Source organism: Agromyces sp. NPDC004153, from assembly GCF_053603635.1.
This window is the reverse complement of the sequence record NZ_JBSGFY010000001.1, coordinates 1-21,583: the sequence shown is the minus strand read 5'-3', so window position 1 is coordinate 21,583 and position 21,583 is coordinate 1. Positions and strand designations below refer to the sequence as shown.

At 70.9% G+C, this 21,583-nt stretch carries 21 protein-coding genes; 18 read left to right on the top strand and 3 right to left on the bottom strand.

The window, feature by feature from the left end; genetic code table 11:
• Positions 1-133 precede the first annotated feature (133 nt).
• The 10 genes from infC to pheT all read left to right on the top strand — a co-directional run bounded on the left by infC (position 134) and on the right by pheT (position 9,450).
• On the top strand, positions 134-760 hold the full coding sequence (infC, locus tag ACWEOH_RS00105) for a translation initiation factor IF-3 (RefSeq protein ID WP_148731621.1): 627 nt from the start codon (positions 134-136) through the stop codon (positions 758-760).
• A 49-nt stretch (positions 761-809) separates the two neighbouring features.
• Positions 810-1,004, top strand: coding sequence for a 50S ribosomal protein L35 (gene rpmI, locus ACWEOH_RS00100; RefSeq protein ID WP_148731620.1), 195 nt, complete (start codon positions 810-812; stop codon positions 1,002-1,004).
• 31 nt (positions 1,005-1,035) lie between these two features.
• Positions 1,036-1,422, top strand: a complete 387-nt coding sequence (rplT, locus tag ACWEOH_RS00095) for a 50S ribosomal protein L20 (protein WP_148731619.1) — start codon at positions 1,036-1,038, stop codon at positions 1,420-1,422.
• 96 nt (positions 1,423-1,518) lie between these two features.
• Complete coding sequence (locus ACWEOH_RS00090; protein ID WP_452027156.1) at positions 1,519-2,331, top strand: TrmH family RNA methyltransferase; 813 nt, start codon at positions 1,519-1,521, stop codon at positions 2,329-2,331.
• Positions 2,332-2,389: 58 nt separating this feature from the next.
• The gene (locus ACWEOH_RS00085; protein WP_452027154.1) at positions 2,390-3,178 is read left to right on the top strand and encodes an amino acid ABC transporter ATP-binding protein; all 789 of its coding nucleotides are present in this window, start codon (positions 2,390-2,392) and stop codon (positions 3,176-3,178) included.
• 56 nt (positions 3,179-3,234) lie between these two features.
• The gene (locus ACWEOH_RS00080; RefSeq protein WP_148731616.1) at positions 3,235-4,101 is read left to right on the top strand and encodes a glutamate ABC transporter substrate-binding protein; all 867 of its coding nucleotides are present in this window, start codon (positions 3,235-3,237) and stop codon (positions 4,099-4,101) included.
• Between the two features lie 76 nt (positions 4,102-4,177).
• A complete protein-coding gene (locus tag ACWEOH_RS00075; RefSeq protein ID WP_148731615.1) occupies positions 4,178-4,825 on the top strand; it encodes an amino acid ABC transporter permease in 648 nt (215 codons plus the stop codon).
• Positions 4,822-5,745 (top strand): amino acid ABC transporter permease, encoded by a 924-nt coding sequence (locus tag ACWEOH_RS00070; RefSeq protein WP_452027152.1) that lies wholly within the window; start codon positions 4,822-4,824, stop codon positions 5,743-5,745. The genes ACWEOH_RS00075 and ACWEOH_RS00070 overlap by 4 nt, the downstream gene beginning before the upstream one ends.
• Before the next feature lie 120 nt (positions 5,746-5,865).
• The gene (gene pheS / locus ACWEOH_RS00065; RefSeq protein WP_452027150.1) at positions 5,866-6,906 is read left to right on the top strand and encodes a phenylalanine--tRNA ligase subunit alpha; all 1,041 of its coding nucleotides are present in this window, start codon (positions 5,866-5,868) and stop codon (positions 6,904-6,906) included.
• A gap of 3 nt (positions 6,907-6,909) precedes the next feature.
• The gene (pheT, locus tag ACWEOH_RS00060) at positions 6,910-9,450 is read left to right on the top strand and encodes a phenylalanine--tRNA ligase subunit beta (protein WP_452027148.1); all 2,541 of its coding nucleotides are present in this window, start codon (positions 6,910-6,912) and stop codon (positions 9,448-9,450) included.
• A gap of 9 nt (positions 9,451-9,459) precedes the next feature.
• Here the strand turns inward: pheT and ACWEOH_RS00055 are convergent, their stop codons facing one another.
• The gene (locus tag ACWEOH_RS00055) at positions 9,460-10,446 is read right to left on the bottom strand and encodes an NAD-dependent epimerase/dehydratase family protein (protein WP_452027146.1); all 987 of its coding nucleotides are present in this window, start codon (positions 10,444-10,446) and stop codon (positions 9,460-9,462) included.
• 382 nt (positions 10,447-10,828) lie between these two features.
• Between ACWEOH_RS00055 and argC the strand changes: the two genes are divergently transcribed.
• The 7 genes from argC to ACWEOH_RS00020 are packed head-to-tail and all read left to right on the top strand — an operon-like array spanning position 10,829 to position 18,245.
• On the top strand, positions 10,829-11,872 hold the full coding sequence (gene argC / locus ACWEOH_RS00050; protein ID WP_452027144.1) for an N-acetyl-gamma-glutamyl-phosphate reductase: 1,044 nt from the start codon (positions 10,829-10,831) through the stop codon (positions 11,870-11,872).
• The gene (argJ, locus tag ACWEOH_RS00045; protein ID WP_452027142.1) at positions 11,869-13,020 is read left to right on the top strand and encodes a bifunctional glutamate N-acetyltransferase/amino-acid acetyltransferase ArgJ; all 1,152 of its coding nucleotides are present in this window, start codon (positions 11,869-11,871) and stop codon (positions 13,018-13,020) included. Before argC ends, argJ begins: the two co-directional genes overlap by 4 nt.
• 2 nt (positions 13,021-13,022) lie before the next feature.
• The gene (gene argB / locus ACWEOH_RS00040) at positions 13,023-13,964 is read left to right on the top strand and encodes an acetylglutamate kinase (RefSeq protein WP_452027140.1); all 942 of its coding nucleotides are present in this window, start codon (positions 13,023-13,025) and stop codon (positions 13,962-13,964) included.
• A complete protein-coding gene (locus ACWEOH_RS00035) occupies positions 13,961-15,169 on the top strand; it encodes an acetylornithine transaminase (RefSeq protein ID WP_452027138.1) in 1,209 nt (402 codons plus the stop codon). Before argB ends, ACWEOH_RS00035 begins: the two co-directional genes overlap by 4 nt.
• 33 nt (positions 15,170-15,202) lie before the next feature.
• Entirely contained in the window at positions 15,203-16,132 is a 930-nt protein-coding gene (gene argF, locus ACWEOH_RS00030; protein WP_452027136.1) for an ornithine carbamoyltransferase, read from the top strand.
• A complete protein-coding gene (argH, locus tag ACWEOH_RS00025) occupies positions 16,132-17,616 on the top strand; it encodes an argininosuccinate lyase (protein ID WP_452027134.1) in 1,485 nt (494 codons plus the stop codon). The genes argF and argH overlap by 1 nt, the downstream gene beginning before the upstream one ends.
• Before the next feature lie 8 nt (positions 17,617-17,624).
• Complete coding sequence (locus ACWEOH_RS00020; RefSeq protein WP_452027133.1) at positions 17,625-18,245, top strand: DNA-3-methyladenine glycosylase; 621 nt, start codon at positions 17,625-17,627, stop codon at positions 18,243-18,245.
• Positions 18,246-18,297: 52 nt separating this feature from the next.
• Here the strand turns inward: ACWEOH_RS00020 and ACWEOH_RS00015 are convergent, their stop codons facing one another.
• Positions 18,298-18,903, bottom strand: a complete 606-nt coding sequence (locus ACWEOH_RS00015) for a hypothetical protein (protein ID WP_452027131.1) — start codon at positions 18,901-18,903, stop codon at positions 18,298-18,300.
• Between the two features lie 73 nt (positions 18,904-18,976).
• Positions 18,977-19,618, bottom strand: a complete 642-nt coding sequence (locus ACWEOH_RS00010) for a DNA-binding protein (protein WP_452027129.1) — start codon at positions 19,616-19,618, stop codon at positions 18,977-18,979.
• A 163-nt stretch (positions 19,619-19,781) separates the two neighbouring features.
• On the opposite strand from ACWEOH_RS00010, the gene tyrS reads away from it, so the two are divergent.
• The gene (gene tyrS / locus ACWEOH_RS00005) at positions 19,782-21,083 is read left to right on the top strand and encodes a tyrosine--tRNA ligase (RefSeq protein WP_452027127.1); all 1,302 of its coding nucleotides are present in this window, start codon (positions 19,782-19,784) and stop codon (positions 21,081-21,083) included.
• Positions 21,084-21,583: the final 500 nt, after the last annotated feature.

Below are 21,583 nucleotides of genomic sequence, written 5' to 3'. Positions count from 1 at the left end.
AGGCAGGGAAGTAGACAGGGTGCCGTAGTGCCGCACGGTGTGATTCCATGCGAGCCTGCGTGGATCTTCCGCTCTCGTCGACGGGCGGCATCCGCCTCCCGTTCGAGCACAGCTTGAGTAGAGGAGAACACGCATCAGCGATCCGCGTACCAATGACCGTATCCGCGTTCCCGAGGTCCGCCTCGTGGGACCTGGCGGAGAGCAGGTCGGCGTCGTGAAGATCGAGGTGGCCCTGCGGCTCGCGCAGGAGGCCGACCTCGACCTCGTCGAGGTCGCACCCAACTCGCGTCCGCCGGTCGTCAAGATCATGGACTACGGCAAGTACAAGTACGAGGCTGCGCAGAAGGCGAAGGAAGCGCGGCGCAACCAGGCGAACACCGTCCTCAAGGAGGTCCGGTTCCGCCTCAAGATCGACAAGCACGACTACGAGACCAAGATGAAGCGCGCCGTCGGCTTCCTGAAGGCCGGCGACAAGGTCAAGGCGATGATCCTGTTCCGGGGCCGCGAGCAGTCGCGTCCCGAGATGGGCGTCCGCCTCCTGCAGCGCTTCGCGGAAGACGTGGTGGAGTTCGGCACGGTCGAGCACAACCCCACGATCGACGGCCGAAACATGGTCATGGTCATCGCTCCTCTGAAGAACAAGTCCGAGGCCAAGGCCGAGGCGAATGCACAGCGTGCTGCGGCGAAGGCGCGGCCGGCGGCGGATGCCGCGGGCGAGCCCGAGACGCAGGCGGCCGAGTCCACCGAGGACCAGGCCTAGCACCCCCGTCCGCCACTCCGGTGGCGGCAGAACCAAGGAGAAACACGAGATGCCGAAGCAGAAGACCCACTCCGGGTCCAAGAAGCGCTTCAAGATCACCGGTACCGGGAAGCTCAAGAAGCAGCAGGCCGGCATGCGCCACAACCTCGAGGGCAAGTCCTCGGTGCGCACCCGCCGCCTCAACGCGGACAAGGTCCTGTCGGCCCCCGACACCAAGGTCGTCAAGAAGCTTCTCGGCCGCTGAGCCGCGAGACCCGTAAGGAAGAAACAGAGCAATGGCAAGAGTGAAGAGGGCGGTCAACGCCCACAAGAAGCGTCGGGTCATCCTGGAGCGCGCCGAGGGCTACCGCGGTCAGCGGTCGCGCCTCTACCGCAAGGCGAAGGAGCAGGTCACCCACTCGCTCGTCTACTCCTACAACGACCGCCGCAAGAAGAAGGGCGACTTCCGTCGCCTCTGGATCCAGCGGATCAACGCGGCCTCGCGTCAGAACGGCCTCACCTACAACCGCTTCATCCAGGGCCTCGGCCTCGCGGGCATCGAGGTCGACCGCCGCATCCTCGCCGAGCTCGCCGTGAACGAGCCCGCGACCTTCGCGGCGCTCGTCGAGAGCGCCAAGCAGGCGCTCCCGGCCGACACCTCGGCCCCGAAGACCGCGGCCTAGCCACTGCTTCGGCCCGACGGCCCGGCACCCCGACTCGCGGGGTGCCGGGCCGTTTCGCATGTCCGCCGCGGCATCCGTCGTCCCTAGACTGGCTGCATGCTCGAGAACCCGAGGTCGCCGCGCGTCCGCGCCGTCGCGAAGCTCGCGAAGAAGCCGGCCCGCATCGAGAGCGGGCTGTTCCTGCTCGAGGGGCCGCAGGCCGTCGCCGAGGCGCTCACCTTCCGGCCGCAGCTCGTGGTCGAGCTCTACGCCACGCCCACGGCGCTCGAGCGCTACACCGACATCGCGCAGACGGCCGTCGACGCGGGCGTCGACGTCGAGTTCGTGACCGAGGAGGTCCTCGACGCGATGGCCGACACGGTCACGCCCCAGGGCTTCGTCGCCGTCTGCCACCAGTTCCCGACCGCCGTGAAGGACGTGTTCGCGGCGGGGCCGCGCCTCATCGCGATCCTCGAGGAGGTGCGCGACCCCGGCAACGCGGGCACCATCGTCAGGGCAGCGGATGCCGCGGGCGCCGACGCCGTGGTCTTCACCGGGCGCACCGTGGACCTGTACAACCCGAAGGTCGTGCGCAGCTCGACGGGATCGATCTTCCACCTCCCGGTCGCCGTGGGCGGCCACCTGGAAGACGTGCTCGAGCGCGCCCGCGCCGCGGGCCTCACGGTCCTCGCCGCCGACGTGAAGGGCGAGGACCTGCTCTCCGCCCGCACCGAGGGCGTGCTCGAGCGGCCGACGGCGTGGCTGTTCGGCAACGAGGCGCACGGGCTCCCCGACGAGCAGCTCGCGCTCGCCGACCGCGTGGTGACCGTGCCCATCTACGGACACGCCGAATCGATGAACCTCGCGACCGCGGCATCCGTGTGCCTGTACGAGAGCGCCTTCGCGCAGCGCAGCGTGGGTCACGAATAGGTAACCACCGGCCGCGTGCCTTTGTGGCGGCAGGCCTGCGCGCCCTAATTTGGGGGGTATGGAGCCAACCCAGCAGGCGCCCGCGACGTCGAACATCTCGGTGCGCCGCGGCGAACCCCTCGTCGTCATCGAGCACGTCGAGAAGCACTTCGGCGATCTGCACGTGCTGAACGACATCAACTCGGTCGTGAACCGCGGTGAGGTGGTCGTGGTCATCGGTCCCAGCGGCTCCGGCAAGTCGACGCTGTGCCGCGCGATCAACCGCCTCGAGACCATCGACTCCGGCACGATCACCATCGATGGCGAGCAGCTGCCCGAAGAGGGCGCGGCGCTCGCGAAGCTGCGCGCCGACGTCGGCATGGTGTTCCAGTCGTTCAACCTCTTCGCCCACAAGACGGTGCTCGAGAACGTGACGCTCGCGCCGACCCGGGTCAAGCGGATGTCGCGCAAGGACGCCGACGCGAAGGCGATGGAGCTCCTCGAGCGCGTCGGCGTCGCGAACCAGGCCAAGAAGCTCCCCGCGCAGCTCTCGGGCGGGCAGCAGCAGCGCGTCGCGATCGCGCGCTCGCTCGCCATGAACCCCAAGCTCATCCTGATGGACGAGCCCACGAGCGCGCTCGACCCCGAGATGATCAACGAGGTCCTCGATGTCATGGTCGGGCTCGCCGAGCAGGGCATGACGATGATCGTCGTGACGCACGAGATGGGCTTCGCGCGTCGCGCGGCCGACCGCGTGATGTTCATGGCCGACGGCCGCATCGTCGAGGAGGCGCCGCCCGCGCAGTTCTTCGACCACCCCGAGTCCGATCGCGCGAAGGACTTCCTCTCGAAGATCCTCGAGCACTGAGAAAGCCTGCGCTGCCACGAGCGGCGAGGGAACACCACACGAGAAGAGGCAGAGACATGAAACGGATGAGATTCGCACTCGTCGCGGCGGGCGCCGCGACGGCCCTCGCGCTCGCGGGCTGCGCCGGTGGCGGTGGCGGCGGCGAGGCTGAGGAGACGCCCGAGGCGGCTCCCACCTTCGAAGCCGGCACGACGATGGCCGACCTCTCCGAGGCGGGCTCGATCACCATCGGCACGAAGTTCGACCAGCCGCTGTTCGGCCTCGTCGGCCCGTCGGGTGAGCCCGAGGGCTTCGACGTCGAGATGGGCAAGATCATCGCGTCCGAGCTCGGCATCTCCGAGGACAACATCGAGTGGGTCGAGACGGTGTCCGCGAACCGCGAGCCGTTCATCCAGAACGGCCAGGTCGACATCGTCATCGCGACGTACACGATCAACGACAAGCGCAAGGAAGTCGTCTCCTTCGCCGGCCCGTACTACATGGCCGGTCAGTCGATCCTCGTGCTCGCCGACAACGAGGACATCGAGAGCGAAGAGGACCTCGTGGGCCAGCCGGTCTGCTCGGTCACGGGCTCGACGCCCGCTGCGAAGCTCGCCGAGATCGGCGCGCAGCCGGTGCTCACCGACACGTACACCAACTGCCTCGAGCCGCTGCGCAGCGGCCAGGTCGTCGCGGTGTCGACCGACAACGTCATCCTCGCGGGCCTCGCGGCCCAGAACGAGGGCGAGTTCAAGGTCGTCGGCGAACCCTTCACGGAGGAGCCGTACGGCATCGGCCTCGCGCTCGAGGACACCGAGTTCCGCATGTGGATCAACGACGTGCTCGAGGCGGCCTATGAAGACGGCCGCTACGAGGAGGCGTGGAACGAGACGGCCGGCACGGTGCTGCCGTTCATCGACCCGCCTGCCGTCGACCGCTACTGAACCGACCGATGGATGACCCGGGCCGGGCAGGACGGCCGGCCCGGGTCCATCCGCACCACACGGGCGAAGGGAATCCGTGGACGCCGTCATCGACAACCTGCCGACCTACCTGAGCGGGTTCGGCACGACGATCCTGCTGCTGCTCGTGAGCGGGCTCGCGGCGCTCGTCATCGGCACGATCGTGGCCGCGATGCGCATCTCGCCGGTCGCCACCCTCCGACTCGTGGCGACCGTCTACACCGAGATCGTGCGCAACACCCCGTTGACCCTCGTGCTGATCTTCTGCGCCCTGGTGCTCCCGTACCTCGGGTCGCGCCTGCCCTACCTCGTCGCGGCGATCATCGCACTGTCGGTGTACACCTCGCCGTTCGTCGCCGAGGCGCTGCGATCGGGCATCAACGGCGTGCCCGTCGGACAGGCCGAGGCTGCGCGCAGCGTCGGCCTCGGATTCCGCCAGACCGTCTCGCTCGTCATCTTCCCGCAGGCCTTCCGGATGACGATCCCGCCGCTCATCAACGTCTTCATCGCCCTGACCAAGAACACCTCCGTCGCCGGCGGGTTCTTCGTCGTCGAGCTGTTCGCCGTCGGCAAGCAGCTGGCGAACGACAACGGCGACGCGGTCATCCCCATCCTGCTGGGGGTCGCGACGTTCTACCTCCTCATCACGGTGCCGCTCGGCTTGCTCGCGGTCCAACTCGAGCGGAAGTGGGTGGTGCAGCGATGAGCAACGCCAACGTGCTGTTCGACGCGCCGGGCCCCCGCGCCCGGACCCTCTCGCGGGTGCTGTCCGTCATCGCAGCGCTGGCCGTGGCCGGCGGCCTGCTGTGGATGTTCCTCGTGCTGAACCAGCCGCGCGAGTCCGGCGGGATCACGCTCCCGGGCATGTTCGACGAGTCGCGCTGGGACATCTTCCTGGACCCCGAGGTGTGGAACTTCATCGCCCAGGGCGTCTGGAACACCCTGCGGGCGGCGCTCGTGGCGGCGGCGCTCGCCGTGGCGCTCGGGGTCGTGCTGTCGCTCATGCGCAGCGCCCGCAACCCGTGGATCCGGATCCCGACGGCCGTCGTCATCGAGTTCTTCCGCGGCATGCCCGTCCTGCTGATGATGCTCTTCATCCTGCTCGTGTTCGCGACGGGCGACTACTGGGCCGTCGTCGCGGCGCTCGCGATCTACAACGGCGCGCTCATCGGCGAGGCGCTCCGGGCCGGCCTGGCCGCGCTGCCGCGCGGGCAGCGGGAAGCGGCCCTCAGCCTGGGCATGCGGCAGCTGCAGTCGAAGATGCTCGTCGAGTTCCCGCAGGCGTTCCGGCAGATGCTCCCGATCATCGTCGCCCAGCTCGTGGTGCTGTTGAAGGACACCTCGCTCGGCTTCATCGTCGGCTACCCCGAGTTGCTCCGCACCACGATGAACAACCTCGGCAGCTTCTTCGGCAACCGCTACCTCTTCCCACTGTGGGTCGTCACGTTCCTCATCTACCTCGTGATGAACCTCAGCCTGTCGTGGTTCGCCCGCTGGCTCGCCCGGCGCGGCGACCGCCGGTACCGCACGGGCGGCAAGCCCGGTGGTCCCCAGCCGGTCGAGGACCCGACGCAGGGGCTGCTCGTGACCGAGGCGCGCGCGGAGGCACGCGGACCCGGTACCTGATCGACGCGGTCGCCGTCGCGGTCGTCCGACGCCCGCGCGGTGTCGCGCGCCCGCGACGGCGCGAGCCGGGCGGTCGTCGCGGCCTCATCGCACGACGCCCGCCCGCTAGACTCGTTCCTTGTGTCCGAGCCCCGTGAAATCACCGAGCAGGCCGTCCAGGCTGCCGTCGACGCCGCCCTCGCGGCGATCGCCGCGGCGGGCGACTCCGCCGCGCTGAAGCAGGTCCGCACCGAGCACACGGGGGAGAAGTCGACCCTCGCGCAGCTCAACGCCGAGCTCCGCAACGTGCCGAACGACCAGAAGGCCGCCCTCGGCAAGCTGGTCGGCGGCGCGCGGGGTCGCGTGAACCAGGCGTTCGCGGTGCGTGAGGCCGAGATCCTCGAGGCCGAGGCGGCCGCACAGCTCGAGGCGGAGACGGTGGACGTCACGGCGCTGCCGTCGCGGTACATGGCCGGGGCGCGGCATCCGCTCGCCCTGCTGCAGGACCGGGTGTGCGACGTGTTCACCGGCATGGGGTGGGAGATCGCCGAAGGCCCCGAGGTCGAGAGCGAGTGGTTCAACTTCGACGCGCTGAACTTCGACGCCGACCACCCGGCGCGCGCCATGCAGGACACGTTCTTCGTCGACCCGCCCGAGGCGCACCTCGTGCTGCGCACGCACACGAGCCCCGTGCAGGTGCGCTCGATGCTCGAGCGCGAGGTGCCGATCTACGTCCTCGCACCGGGCCGCGTCTACCGCACCGACGAGTTCGACGCCACGCACCTGCCCGTGTTCATGCAGTTCGAGGGCCTCGCGGTCGACAAGCGCCTCACCATGGCCCACCTGCGCGGCACGCTCGACCACTTCGTGAAGTCGATCTTCGGCGACGAGGCCAAGGTCCGCCTGCGCCCGAGCTTCTTCCCCTTCACCGAGCCGAGCGCCGAGCTCGACTTCTGGCACCCGACCTTCAAGGGCGGCGCGCGCTGGATCGAGTGGGGCGGCTGCGGCATGGTGCACCCCAACGTGCTGAAGGCCGCGGGCATCGACCCCGAGGTCTACACGGGCTTCGCGTTCGGCATGGGGATCGAGCGCGGGCTCATGCTCCGCAACGGCGTGCAGGACATGCGCGAGATGGTCGAGGGAGACGTCCGGTTCTCCCAGCAGTTCGGAATGGTGGTCTGAGACATGCGAGTGCCCCTGAGCTGGCTCGCCGAGTACGTCGAGCTCGTGCCGGGTTCGACGCCTGAAGACGTGCACGCCGCCCTCGTGCAGGTCGGCCTCGAGGAGGAGGACGTGCACACGTTCGAGCTCCAGGGTCCGATCGTCGTGGGCGAGGTCCTCGAGTTCACCGAGGAGCCGCAGTCCAACGGCAAGACCATCCGCTGGTGCCAGGTGCGCGTCGCGCCCGAGGGCGAGACGGCGGCCGACGGCGGCGACGCGGTGCACGGCATCGTGTGCGGCGCGCGCAACTTCTTCGTCGGCGACAAGGTCGTGGTGACGCTGCCGGGCGCGGTGCTGCCCGGTCCCTTCCCGATCGCGGCGCGCAAGACCTACGGGCACGTGTCCGACGGCATGATCGCCTCGGCGCGCGAGCTCGGCCTCGGCGACGACCACGAGGGCATCCTGCGGCTGTCGACGCTCGGCATCGACGCACCCGTCGGCGCCGACGCGATCGAGCTGCTCGGCCTGAACGACGCCGCGGTCGAGATCAACGTCACGCCCGACCGCGGTTACGCGTTCTCCATCCGCGGCGTCGCCCGCGAGTACGCGCACGCGACCGGTGCCCGGTACCGCGACCCGGTCGAGCTGTCGAGCCCGGCGACCGTGCTTGCCGAACCCGGCTCGGGCGACGTGTTCCCCGTCGAGGTCCGCGACGACGCGCCGATCCGCGGCCGCGTCGGCTCGTCGGTGTTCGCGACGCGCATCGTGCGCGACGTGGACCCGACCCGCCCGACCCCGGCCTGGATGGTCGCGCGGCTGAAGCTCGCCGGCATCCGCTCGCTCTCGGTGCTCGTCGACATCACGAACTACGTCATGCTCGAGCTCGGCCAGCCGATCCACGGCTACGACCTCGACCGCCTGCAGGGCGGCATCGTCGTGCGCCGCGCGACGCCCGGCGAGGTGATCACGACCCTCGACGGCAAGGAGCGCACGCTCGACCCCGAGGACCTCCTCATCACCGACGACCGCGGCGCCATCGGCATCGCCGGCGTCATGGGCGGCGCCGACACCGAGATGTCGGATGCCACGCGCAACGTGCTCATCGAGGCCGCGAACTTCGACCCGGTGTCGATCGCCCGCTCCGCACGTCGCCACAAGCTCCCGAGCGAGGCGTCCAAGCGGTTCGAGCGTGGCGTGGACCCACAGATCGCCGCCGCCGCGGCGACGCGTGTCGCGCAGCTCATGGCCGACCTCGCGGGCGGCACCGCCGACGCGGGCGGCTCGCTCATCCACGAGGCGCCCGAGCGCGAGGCGATCCTGCTGCCCGACGGCTACGTGACCGAGCTCATCGGCGTCGAGTACACCGATGAGGAGGTGCACGACGCGCTCGCCGAGATCGGCGGGGCGATCACGCGCACCGCCGACGGGTTCGAGGTCGTGCCGCCGTCGTGGCGTCCCGACCTCACCGGCAAGGCCGACCTGGCCGAGGAGGTGGCGCGCCTCGCGGGCTACCACCGCATCCCGTCGGTGCTCCCCGTCGCCCCGCCCGGACGCGGCCTCACCCGTTCGCAGCGCATCCGGCGCCGAGTCGCCGACGCGCTCGCCGCGGCCGGGTCCACCGAGGTGCTCTCGTTCCCGTTCGCGACCGAGGACGAGAACGCGCTGTTCGGCAGCGCCGACGGCTCGTCCGTGGCATCCGTGAAGCTCGCGAACGCGCTCGACGCTTCGGCCGCCCTCCTGCGGCGCTCGCTGCTGCCGGGGCTCGTCGCCGCGGCCAAGCGCAACCGCTCGCGCGGCCTCGTCGACGTCTCGCTGTTCGAGCTCGGGCTCGTGTTCCTCCCCGAGGCGGGGCGCACCTACGGCAGCGCCGAACTGCCCGTGGGCGACCGACGTCCGTCCGAGGCCGAGCTCCAGGCGCTGCAGGCGGGCATCCCGCCGCAGCCACGGCACGTCGGCGCGCTTCTCGTGGGCGACGTCCTGACGAAGCAACCGGGCCAGGCTGCGGTGCCCGCCGGCATCGTCGACGCGCTCGACGTCGTGCGCCAGGTCGCGCTCGCGGTCGGCGCCGAGATCGAAGTGGCGCAGGGCTCGCACCAGGCGCTCCACCCGGGCCGCACCGCCGAGCTGCGCGTGGCCGGCCGGCCGGTGGGGTTCGCGGGCGAGCTGCTGCCGTCCGTCGCGGAGGAGAACGACCTGCCGCGCGTCGTCGCCGTCGTCGAGCTCGACCTCGACGCGGTCATCGCGCTCACCGAGCCGGGGCTCGAGGCCGGGCAGATCGGCACGTATCCGGCCGCGACGCAGGACCTCTCGCTCCTCGTCGACTCGGGCGTGCCCGCGTCGGTCGTCGCCGGTGCGGTGCGCGATGGCGCAGGCGTGCTGCTCGAGGAACTGCACCTCGTCGACGACTACCGCGGGGCGGGCGTGCCCGAGGGGTCGAAGAGCCTGACGTTCGCGCTCCGGTTCCGCGCCGACGACCGCACGCTCACGGCCGCCGAGGCCAGCGAGGCGAAGCTCGCGGGCGCCGCGATCGCGCGCGAGCGCACGGGTGCTGCGATCCGGGAGTAGCGACGGTCGTCAGGCGCCGTAGCGGTCGACGAGCCGGTCGAACGCGGCATCCTGCTCGGCGTCGACCTCGCGGCGCGACGGGTCGGCGTCGTGCCAGTCGACGATCTCCTGCGCGCCGCGCCAGAACGGGATGACCGCGCGGTACTCGGGGACGAGCGACTTCACCTTCGCGTTGTCGAAGATCACGGAGTGCGCCTTGTCGCCCACGAGACCCGGGCCATCGTCGGGGAGCTCGCGCGCGATCGCCTCGCTCGCGATGTGCACGGGCCGGAACTCCGCACCGGCCGCGCGGGCGAGCGCGGCGCCGACCTGGTCCCACGTGAGCACCTCGTCGGACGTGATGTGGAACGCCTCGCCGACGGCGCGGTCGTTGCCGAGCAGGCCGGTGAATGCGACGGCGAAGTCGCGCGTATGCGTGAGGGTCCAGAGACTAGTGCCGTCGCCCTGCACGACGACCGGCTTTTCGCGGCGCATGCGCTCGATGGCGGTCCAGCCGCCGAGGAGCGGCACGGTCGTCGCGTCGTACGTGTGCGACGGGCGGATGATCGTAGCGGGGAAGCCGCGCTCGCGATAGGCCGCGACGAGCAGGTCCTCGCTCGCGATCTTGTCGCGCGAGTACTGCCAGTACGGGTTGCGCAGCGGCGTCGACTCGGTGATGGGCAGGTGCCCGATCGGCTTCTGGTAGGCGGATGCCGAGGAGATGTAGACGTACTGGCGGCAGCGCCCCTCGAACAGCTCGAGGTCGCGCGCGACCTGGTCGGGCGTGAACGAGCGGAAGTTCGCGACCACGTCGAACGTCTCGTCGCCGATCGCGGCGGCGATCGACGCGGGATCGCCGGCGTCGCCGGTGAGGTGCCGCACGCCGTCGATGCGAGGCCGGGTCGTGCTCGTGCCACGGTTGAGCAGCGTGAGCTCGTCGCCGCGGGCGACGACCCGGGCGCTCGACGCCGAGCTGATGATGCCGTTGCCGCCGATGAACAGCACGCGCAGGGACATGGGTCCTCCTCGTCCGGCGAGTCCGACGACGCGGACGCGGTCGTCGAACCGAGCCTAGGGGAGGGTCAGCCGCACGGACCGAACCCGAGGAGCCCGTGCTCGACGTCGAACACGACCGTGTTCCGGAAGTACGGGGCGGTGCTTCGATCGACGTCCTCCGATGACGCGCCGAATTGCATCGACGCGAACCCCCTCGATAGGGTCGTCGACATGTCCACCGCTCGGATCGACCGCTCCGCACGCCTCGCGCGTGGCGTCGAGCGCGGCCTCCGACGTCGTGGCGTCCGCCGAATCCCGGCGACCCCTGCTTCGGCCTGATCGGCCGAGCCTGCGGGGCGTCGCCGGACCTCAGCCCCGACCCCGCAGACCCTAAGGTGGATTCATGACGTACTCCGTCGCCGTTTCCGGCGCGTCCGGCTATGCCGGAGGGGAGATCCTCCGTCTCCTCGCCGATCATCCCGACTTCGAGGTGCGCACCGTCACAGCGCACGCGAACGCCGGCCAGCCGCTCGTCGCAGTGCAGCCGCACCTGCGCGCCTACACGCACCTGACGCTCCAGGAGACGAGCGCAGAGACGCTCGCCGGCCACGACGTCGTCTTCCTCGCGCTGCCTCACGGGGCATCCGGCGCCATCGCGGCGCAACTGCCCGACGAGACGCTCGTCATCGACTGCGGCGCCGACCACCGGCTCGAGCGCGAATCCGACTGGGCGACGTTCTACGGCGGAGACCACCACGGCGCCTGGAGCTACGGCGTCCCCGAGCTGCCGCGCCTGTCGGGCACGCAGCGCGATCGGCTCGCGCGGACCCGCCGCATCGCGGCACCCGGCTGCAACGCGTCGACCGTCGCGCTGTCGCTCGCCCCCGGCATCCGTGCGGGCGTCATCGAAGACCGCGACCTCGTGTCGGTGCTCGCGGTCGGACCCTCGGGGGCCGGCAAGAGCCTCAAGGCGCACTTGCTCGCGAGCGAGATCCTCGGCTCGGCGAACCCCTACTCCGTGGGCGGCGTGCACCGGCACATCCCCGAGATCGCACAGGCCCTGCGCTGGGCCGGCGCGTCCGAGCCCACCATCTCGTTCACGCCCGTGCTCGTGCCGATGTCCCGCGGCATCCTCGCCACGTCGACGGCGCGCATCGTGCCCGGCACGGATGCCGCGACGGTGCGTGCGGCGTGGGAGGACGCCTACGCGGGCGAGCAGTTCGTGCAGCTCCTGCCGCCCGGGCAGTTCCCGCGTACGGCCGACGTGCTCGGCGCGAACACGGCCCTCCTCGGCCTCGCGGTCGACGAGACGGCCGGCCGCGTGGTGGTCGTCGCGGCCGTCGACAACCTCGTGAAGGGCACCGCGGGCGCCGCGATCCAGTCGGCCAACATCGCCCTCGGCATCGCCGAGTCGACCGGCCTCCCCGTGAACGGAGTCGCACCGTGACCGTCACCGCACCCGCCGGCTTCGAGGCCGCCGGCATCGCCGCCGGCATCAAGCGCTCGGGCGCCCTCGACCTCGCCGTGATCGTGAACCGCGGACCGTCGAACGCGGCGGCGGCCGTGTTCACGTCGAACCGCGCGAAAGCCAACCCCATCCTCTGGTCGGAGCAGGCGATCGCCGACGGCCAGGCCGCCGCGATCGTCCTGAACTCGGGCGGCGCCAACTGCTTCACGGGACCCGAGGGCTTCCAGGTCACGCATCACACGGCCGAGACCGCCGGCTCCGCGCTGGGCGTCTCCTCGGGCAACGTGCTCGTCTGCTCGACGGGACTCATCGGCGAGCAGCTCGACATCGAGGTGCTCGAGGAGGGGGTGCTCTCGGCGATCGCCCGGCTCACCGCCGACGGCGGCGAGGACGCCGCGCGTGCGATCATGACGACCGACACGAAGCCCAAGACCGTGGTCGTCGAGGGCGACGGATGGCGCGTCGGCGGCATCGCGAAGGGCGCCGGCATGCTCGCGCCGGGCCTCGCGACCATGCTCGTCGTGCTCACGACCGACGCGCTCGTGCCGCCCGCACGCCTCGACGAGGCGCTGCGCGCCGCGACCCGGGTGACATTCGACCGGCTCGACTCCGACGGCTGCATGTCGACGAACGACCAGGTCACGCTCATGGCGTCGGGGGCGTCGGGCGTGACGCCCGATCCCGCCGCGTTCACCGACGCGGTGACCGAGGCGTGCCGGTCGCTCGCGCTGCAGCTGCAGGCCGACGCCGAGGGCGCGAGCCACGACATCGCCATCGAGGTGCGCGGCGCCGTGACCGAGGACGACGCCGTCGAGGTGGGCCGCTCCGTCGCCCGCAACAACCTGTTCAAGGCGGCGATCTTCGGCAACGACCCGAACTGGGGCCGCGTGCTCGCCGCGATCGGCACGACGCAGGCGCCGTTCGACCCCTACCTCGTCGACGTGTCGATGAACGGCGTCCGCGTCTGCCACGCCGGTCGCCCCGACGCGCCGCGCGAGCAGGTGGACCTCACCCCGCGCGCGACGCACGTGCTCATCGAGCTGCACGCGGGCGAGGCATCCGCCACTATCTGGACCAACGACCTCACGCACGACTACGTGCATGAGAACAGCGCCTACGCGAGCTGAGCATGACGGACGAGAACGAGAACGGAATCCCGCACGCCGTCGAGGGCGCGGCCGACGACGGGGCGGATGCCGCGTCCGCCCACGCCAAGGCGCAGGTGCTCATCGACTCCCTGCCCTGGCTGAAGCGCTTCCACGGCGAGACGATCGTCGTGAAGTTCGGCGGCAACGCGATGGTGAGCCCCGAGCTGCAGCGCGCGTTCGCCGAGGACATGGTGTACCTGCGGTACGCGGGCATCAAGCCCGTGGTCGTGCACGGCGGCGGACCGCAGATCTCGTCGATGCTGTCGCGGCTCGGCATCGAGAGCGAGTTCCGCGGCGGCTACCGAGTGACCACGCCTGAGGCCATGGACGTCGTGCGCATGGTGCTGTCGGGGCAGGTGAATCGTGAGCTCGTCTCGCTCATCAACCGGCACGGCCCCCTCGCGGCGGGCCTCTCCGGCGAGGACGCGGGCCTGTTCACCGGACGGCGCCGCGGCGCGATGGTCGACGGAGCCGAGGTCGACCTCGGACTCGTGGGCGACGTCGTCGCGGTCGATCCGGCGGCCGTGCACGCGCAGCTCGACGCCGGCCGCATCCCGGTCGTCTCCTCGATCGCCCCCGACGCCGCGAACCCCGGCCAGTCGCTCAACGTGAACGCGGACTCCGCCGCGGCATCCCTCGCGGTCGCACTGGGTGCGGCGAAGCTGGTCATCCTCACCGACGTGGCCGGACTCTACCGCGACTGGCCGAACCGCGACTCGCTCGTATCGGTCATCGACGTGCAGGAGCTCATCGCGCTGCTCCCGCACCTCGAGTCGGGCATGATCCCAAAGATGACCGCGTGCCTCGAGGCCGTCGAGGGCGGCGTGGCGAAGGCGGCGATCATCGACGGTCGCATCCCGCACTCGATCCTGCTCGAGGTGTTCACCCAGTCGGGAATCGGCACGGAGGTGGTGCCCGCATGACCGACATCGACGTGCTCGACTGGCAGGCGCGCTTCGATCGGCGCATCATGCGCTCGATCGGCATGCCGCTCGCGAAGCTCGACCACGGCCGGGGCGCGCGAGTGTGGGACGACACGGGCCACGAGTACCTCGACTTCCTCGCCGGCATCGCCGTGAACTCGCTCGGCCACGCGCATCCGGTGTTCGTCGAGGCGGTCACGGCGCAGGCGTCGCGCCTCGCGCACGTGTCGAACTACTTCACGACCGAGCCCGCCCTCGAGCTCGCCGAGCGCCTCACCCGGCTCGCCGGCGCGGGGGAGCACGGCCGCGCGTGGTTCGGCAACTCCGGCGCCGAGGCCAACGAAGCGGCGTTCAAGCTCGCCCGGCTCAACAACTCGGGCGGTGCGCGCTCACGGGTCGTGGCGCTCGTCGACGGCTTCCACGGCCGCACCATGGGCTCGCTCGCGCTCACCGGCAAGCCGCACATGCGCGAGGCGTTCGAGCCGCTGCCCGGCGGTGTCGAGCACATCCCCGCGACCGTCGAGGCGCTCGAGGCGACCATCGACGAGTCGGTCGCGGCGCTGTTCGTCGAGCCGATCCAGGGCGAGGCCGGCGTGGTCGAGCTGCCCGACGGCTTCATGACGGCGGCGCGCGAGCTCACCGAGCGGCACGGCGCGCTGCTCATCGTCGACGAGATCCAGACCGGCGCGGGCCGCACCGGCCAGTGGTTCGGCTTCCAGCACTCGGGCATCACGCCCGACGCGATCACGGTCGCGAAGGGCATCGGCGGCGGCTTCCCGATCGGCGGGCTCATCACGTTCGGGCGCGCGTCGTCGCTCTACTCGAAGGGCCAGCACGGCTCGACCTTCGGCGGCAACCCGCTCGCCACCGCCGTCGCCAACGCCGTGCTCGACGAGATCGAGACCGGTGGACTCGTCGAGAACGCCGCAGCGCGCGGCGACCAGATCCGCGAGCGCGTCGACGTGATCGGCTCGCCGCTCGTCACGGGCACCCGCGGACGCGGCCTGCTCCTCGGCGTCGCCCTCGCCGAACCGGTGGCCATGCCGCTCGCCGCCGAGGCGATGCGCGCCGGCCTCATCGTCAACGCCGCCAACGACTCGACCATCCGCATGGCGCCGCCGCTCATCATCGGCGACGCCGAGGTCGACGAGTTCGCCGACAAGTTCTCCCGAGCGCTCGATGCCGTCGCGTCGACGCGCCGCTGACCTCCCCGACCGTCCCGACACGAACGGAACCGCATGACCCGCCACTTCCTCCGCGACGACGACATCACGCCCGCCGAGCAGGCCGAGATCCTCGACCTCGCCGAACGTCTCAAGCAGGACCGCTGGGCGGTGAAGCCGCTCGCCGGGCCGCAGACCGTCGCCGTCATCTTCGACAAGTCCTCCACCCGCACGCGGGTGTCGTTCGCGGTCGGCATCGCCGACCTCGGCGGCTCCCCGCTCATCATCTCGACCGCGAGCAGCCAGCTCGGCGGCAAGGAGACCCCGTCCGACACCGCCCGCGTGCTCGAGCGGATGGTGTCCGCCATCGTCTGGCGCACGTACGGGCAGGCAGGCCTGGAGGAGATGGCCGCCGGCACGACCGTGCCCGTGGTCAACGCGCTCTCCGACGACTTCCACCCGTGCCAGCTGCTCGCCGACCTGCTCACGATCCGCGAGCACAAGGGCGACCTCGCCGGCCTCACCGTGACGTTCCTCGGCGACGGCGCCTCGAACATGGCGCAGTCGTACGTGCTGGCGGGCGTGACGGCGGGCATGCACGTGCGCGTCGCCTCGCCCGAGGAGTTCGCGCCCGCGGCATCCGTCGTGGCCGACGCCGATCGCATCGCCGGCTCGACCGGCGGCTCCGTCACGCTGTACACGGATGCCGCGGAGGCGGCCGCGGGCGCCGATGTCGTCGTGACCGACACCTGGGTCTCCATGGGCAAGGAGGACGAGAAGGCGCACCGCGTCGCGACCTTCGGCGCCTACCGGGTGGATCGCGAGCTCATGTCGCTCGCGGCATCCGATGCGGTGTTCATGCACTGCCTGCCCGCCGATCGCGGCTACGAGGTGACCGCCGACGTGATCGACGGCGAGCAGTCGATCATCTGGGACGAAGCGGAGAACCGACTGCACGCCCAGAAGGCGCTGCTCGTGTGGCTGCTCGAGCGGAAGGACGCGTGATGACCGACGCACCCGGCACCGGCGGGCCCGAGGGCACCGACGGCACGACCTCCGAGCACGGCACGAACGAGGGCGCGCTCTGGGGCGCGCGCTTCGCGAGCGGCCCGTCGCCCGAGCTCGCCCGCCTCTCGAAGTCGACGCACTTCGACTGGCAGCTCGCGCCCTACGACCTGGCCGGCTCGCGCGCGCACGCCCGCGCGCTCGCGGCCGCGGGCTACCTGAGCGACGACGAGCTCGGCGCCATGCTCGCCGGCCTCGACACGCTCGAGGCGCGCGTCGCCTCGGGCGAGGTCGTCGCCGCCGAGTCCGACGAGGACGTCCACGGCGCGCTCGAGGCGGCACTCATCGGCATCGTCGGCCCCGAGCTCGGCGGCAAGCTCCGCGCGGGTCGCAGCCGCAATGACCAGATCGCCACGCTCGTGCGGCTCTACCTCAAGGACCACGCGGCCGTCATCGGGCAGCAGCTCGTGCACCTCGTCGACGCGCTCGCGTCGCAGGCCGACGCGCACCGCACCGCCGTCATGCCCGGCCGCACGCACCTGCAGCACGCGCAGCCGGTGCTCCTCGCGCACCACCTGCTCGCGCACGGCTGGGCGCTGTCCCGCGACCTCGAGCGGCTCGTCGACTGGACGAAGCGCGCCGACGTGTCGCCGTACGGCGGGGGAGCGCTCGCCGGGTCGACGCTCGGGCTCGACGCGGCATCCGTGGCTCGCGACCTCGGCCTGGCGACGCCGGCCGAGAACTCGATCGACGGCACCGCGAGCCGCGACGTCGTCGCCGAGTTCGCGTTCGTCGCGGCGATGATCGGCATCGACCTCTCGCGCATCGCCGAAGAGGTCATCCTCTGGAACACCCGCGAGTTCGGCTTCGTCACGCTCGACGACGGCTACTCGACCGGATCTTCGATCATGCCGCAGAAGAAGAACCCCGACATCGCCGAGCTCGCGCGCGGCAAGTCGGGCCGACTGATCGGCAACCTCACCGGCCTCCTCGCCACCCTCAAGGCGCTGCCGCTCGCGTACAACCGCGACCTGCAGGAGGACAAGGAGCCGGTGTTCGACTCGGTCGAGACCCTCGAGGTCCTGCTGCCGGCGTTCACGGGCATGATCGCGACGCTCGAGTTCCACACCGACCGCATGGCCGAGCTCGCGCCCGCCGGCTTCTCCCTGGCGACGGATGTCGCGGAATGGCTCGTCAAGCGCCACGTGCCGTTCCGCGACGCCCACGAGATCACCGGCGCGCTCGTGCGCTACGCCGAGGAGCACGGGCTGGAGCTCGACGCCGTCGACGATGCCGCGCTCGCCGGGATCTCGCCGCACCTGACGCCCGACGTGCGCGAGGTGCTCACGGTCGAGGGCTCGGTCGCGAGCCGCGACGGCATCGGCGGCACCGCACCGACGCGCGTCGACGAGCAGTTCGCCCGCCTCACCGACCGCGTGCGCCACCTCGTCGCCGGCCTGCCGGCCGCCGGCCGCGGTCGCTGAGCGAGCGGATGTCGGAGGCCCTCGTCGCCGTCGGACGCGAGTGGTTCGCGCGCGACTCCGTCGAGCTCGCGCCGCTCCTGCTCGGGGCGGTGCTCGCGCACGACACCGAGGAGGGCCGTGTCGCCATCCGCCTCTCGGAAGTCGAGGCGTACCGCGGCGTCGGCGAGGATCCCGGCTCGCACGCATTTCGCGGCAAGACCCGGCGCAACGCGGTGATGTTCGGCGAGGCCGCGCACCTGTACGCGTACTTCACGTACGGCATGCACACGTGCCTCAACGTCGTGGCGGGGCATCCGGGATCGTCGTCGGCCGTGCTGCTGCGCGGGGGCACGGTGGTCGAGGGGCTCGAGCTCGCGCGGCTGCGGCGGCCCGGGGCATCCGATCGCGACCTCGCGCGGGGACCCGCCCGGCTCGCGGTCGCCCTCGGCGTGCCCCTGTCGGCGAGCGGCGACGACCTGCTCGCACCGCCGTACGCGGTCGAGGTGCCGACAGCTCCGGAGCCGTTCGAGTCCGGGCCGCGCACCGGCGTGAGCGGCGCCGGCGGGGGAGCGGCGTTCCCCTGGCGCTTCTGGATCCCCGGGGAGCCGGGCGTCTCGCCCTACCGGCGGCACGCTCGCTCGGACGACTGAGTCGGTCGTTCCGCCGGCGTGGCCGGGTCCGACCGGAGGCCGGACGACGGGCTCAGCGCAGCGCGAGGTGCGCGATGAGCGCCGCCGCGCACGCCCAGATGAGGCTCGCGAACGTGCCGATGATGAATCGCTCGCGCGCCTCGGGCGCCTCGAGCTCGGTGAAGCGGCCGACGCCCTTCACCGCGACGACGATCGCGAGGCCCTCGGGGAATCCGGCCATGATGGTGCCCGCCGTCGCGATGCGCTCGAGGATGCCGATCGTGAGCCCGCCGCGCAGCACCTCGCGCCGGACGCCCGTCGTCACGCCCTGGCGCTGCTCGGCCGGCGTCGGGCGCTCGGCGACGATGATGCCGCCGTGCAGGCCGGGCGCCACGGTGCCGCCCATCGCGAGGTTGAGCGCGGTGGCCGCGGCGGGGCTGCCGCCGAACACCGCCGCCGTGAACGCGAGGATCGTCACGAGCGGCCCGAATCCCGTGCGCCCGGTCGGCTCCGAGATCGACGCGGCCGCGAGCAGCGCGACGCCGAGCGCGCCCGCAGCGAACCACACGAGCGGCGGCCGCGGACGCAGGAACGCGAGCACCGACAGGGCCGTCGCCGCCGTGAGGAACAGCAGGAGTGCCGACCAGGAGATGCCATCGGCGACGGCGACGAGGTTCACAGTGCTCCTTCCGGGCGGCGACCGGGTGGCCGCGGCTTCGAGCAGTGTAGCGAGGCACCACGGGGTGGCGCGGTCACTCCGCCACGGCGGTTCCCGATTCGCCGGCGGTGTGCGCAGTGTGCCGTTCGTCGAGCTCGGCGAGCAGCCGTTCGAGGACGGGCCGGGCGTCCTCCTCGGCACGCCACATCGCCGCCTTCAAGCGAGCGCTCACGGCGGCGGCGCTCACGTCGAGGATCGCGGCGGCCTCCTTCTGCTGGTGGCCCGCGCGCATGAGCTCGACGACCTCCCAGCCGGGTTCGGTGCGGCGCTCGCGCAGCAGGAGCAGGAGCCGCACGAGGGCCTCGACGTCGGTCGCCGCCTGCGCATCGCCCGCGGCGCGCAGTGCGAACCGGCCGTCAGCGCGCTTCGCGGCCCCCACCGCCTCGCGGGCCGCGATGAACGCCGAACCGGAGGCCTTGCGTGCGGCATCTGGCAGCGGCATCCGGATGCCGCCGACGCCGAGCCCGACGCTCCATCGGCCGGTGCGGGTGGCGTCGAGCACGATGGCGAGGGCGGTGGACGCCGAGCGCGTGACGAGCTGGATCTCGTCGCCGGCGGTCTGGTCGGCGGGGAGCACGAGCTGGTCGGCGTAGCGCTGGGCGAGCGCGTCGACGAGGGCGCCCGTGCGGTCGGTGTCGCGTCGACTGGCGACCTGGTCGGCGGTGATGACGAACATCCTTGATCCTTCCCGCCTACGGCGCTCAGGTCGTGGGACTTGAATCGTGGTGATCAATGATGAGAGTTGAACTCCATAGGATCAATGATAGAGGATTGATCATTGAGAATCAATGATATTGCTTGAAGTCTCCGATGCTCAACCCGCTGATAGCCTTGCTGGCGTGTCAGACCCCGAGATCCTCGCTTCCCAGCAGAACGACGCCTCCTTCGAAGACGTCTGGGAGGAGCTCAACTGGCGCGGCCTCGTGCACGTGTCGACCGACCAGGCTGCGCTGAAGGAGCTCCTCGCCGGCGAGCCGATCACGTATTACTGCGGGTTCGACCCCACCGCCCCGAGCCTCCACCTCGGCAACCTGGTGCAGATCCTCACGCTTCGGCGCCTCCAACTGGCCGGCCACAAGCCCCTCGGCCTGGTCGGGGGCTCGACCGGCCTCATCGGCGATCCACGCCCCACGGCCGAGCGCACGCTCAACACCAAGGAGACGGTCGCCGAATGGGTCGGCTACCTCCGCGGCCAGGTCAGCCGCTTCCTCTCGGGTGAGGGCGACAACGCGGTGCGCATGGTCAACAACCTCGACTGGACCTCGGGCCTCTCGGCCATCGACTTCCTGCGCGACATCGGCAAGCACTACCGCGTCGGCACCATGCTGAAGAAGGATGCCGTCGCGTCGCGCCTGAACTCCGACGTCGGCATCAGCTACACCGAGTTCAGCTACCAGATCCTGCAGGGGTTCGACTACCTCGAGCTCTTCCGGCAGTACGACTGCCGGCTGCAGACCGGCGGCAGCGACCAGTGGGGCAACCTCACGAGCGGCACCGACCTCATCCACCGGGTCGAGGGCGAGCACGTGCACGCGATCGGCACGCCGCTCATCACGAACTCCGACGGCACCAAGTTCGGCAAGAGCGAGGGCAACGCCATCTGGCTGGATGCCGCGATGTGCAGCCCCTACCGCTTCTACCAGTTCTGGCTCAACACCGACGATGCCGACGTGATCTCGCGGCTCAAGGTCTTCACCTTCCTGAGTCGCGCGCGCATCGAGGAGCTCGAGGAGCTCGTCGAGCGCGAGCCGTTCAAGCGCGAGGCGCAGCGCGTGCTCGCCCACGAGGTGACGACACTGGTACACGGGCCCGATGCCACGGCGGCGGTCCTCGCGGCCTCGCGGGCGCTCTTCGGCCAGGGCGACCTCTCGGTGCTCGATCCCGACACCCTCGAGTCGGCGCTGCGCGAGCTGCCGAACACGACGACCTCGCCGAACGCCTCGATCGCGCAGCTGCTCGCCGACACCGGACTCGTCGCGAGTCAGAGCGAGGGCCGACGCGCCATCGCCCAGGGCGGCGTCTCGCTCGACAACGTGCGCGTCGACGACGAGACCGCGACCCTCGAGGGCCGTGTGCCGCCCGGCGGCATGGCCGTGCTCCGGCGCGGCAAGAAGACCCTCGCCGGCGTCTTCGTCGAATAGCCGACGGATGCCTTGGCCGGAGGCCCCGATCGTTCCCCGTTGGGCAGCGATCGGGGCCTCCGGCGTTCTCGGGGTCGAGCGCCCAGATCCGCGGAATTCCGCGGGTCCGGGGTGCGACACGCCCGGGATGCAGCGCCGAGTTGCACGACCCCCCGGATCGACGTAATGTATTCATTCGTTGCCCCACAGGAGCGAGAGAGCGAAACAGCCCCTCGGCCTCAAGCGGCACGAAGATCCCGAGCCTCGAAGAGCATCTCTTCGCAGAGCTTGAAGCATCCGGAACCGTCCTCATGGGATGTCCGGTTGAGAACGAAACAGCTCCGACTGATCGGCCCCACGGGGTCCTGATGTCGGGTGCGTCCGTTCCTTGAGAACTCAACAGCGTGCACTATGTTCAATGCCAATTTTTGAACCCCGACCCCTGCTTTGGTGGGGGTGGGATTCCTTTGGATTGATGGACAGTCAGTATTGATTGTTTCTCAGTCAGAGATTGAACTCCT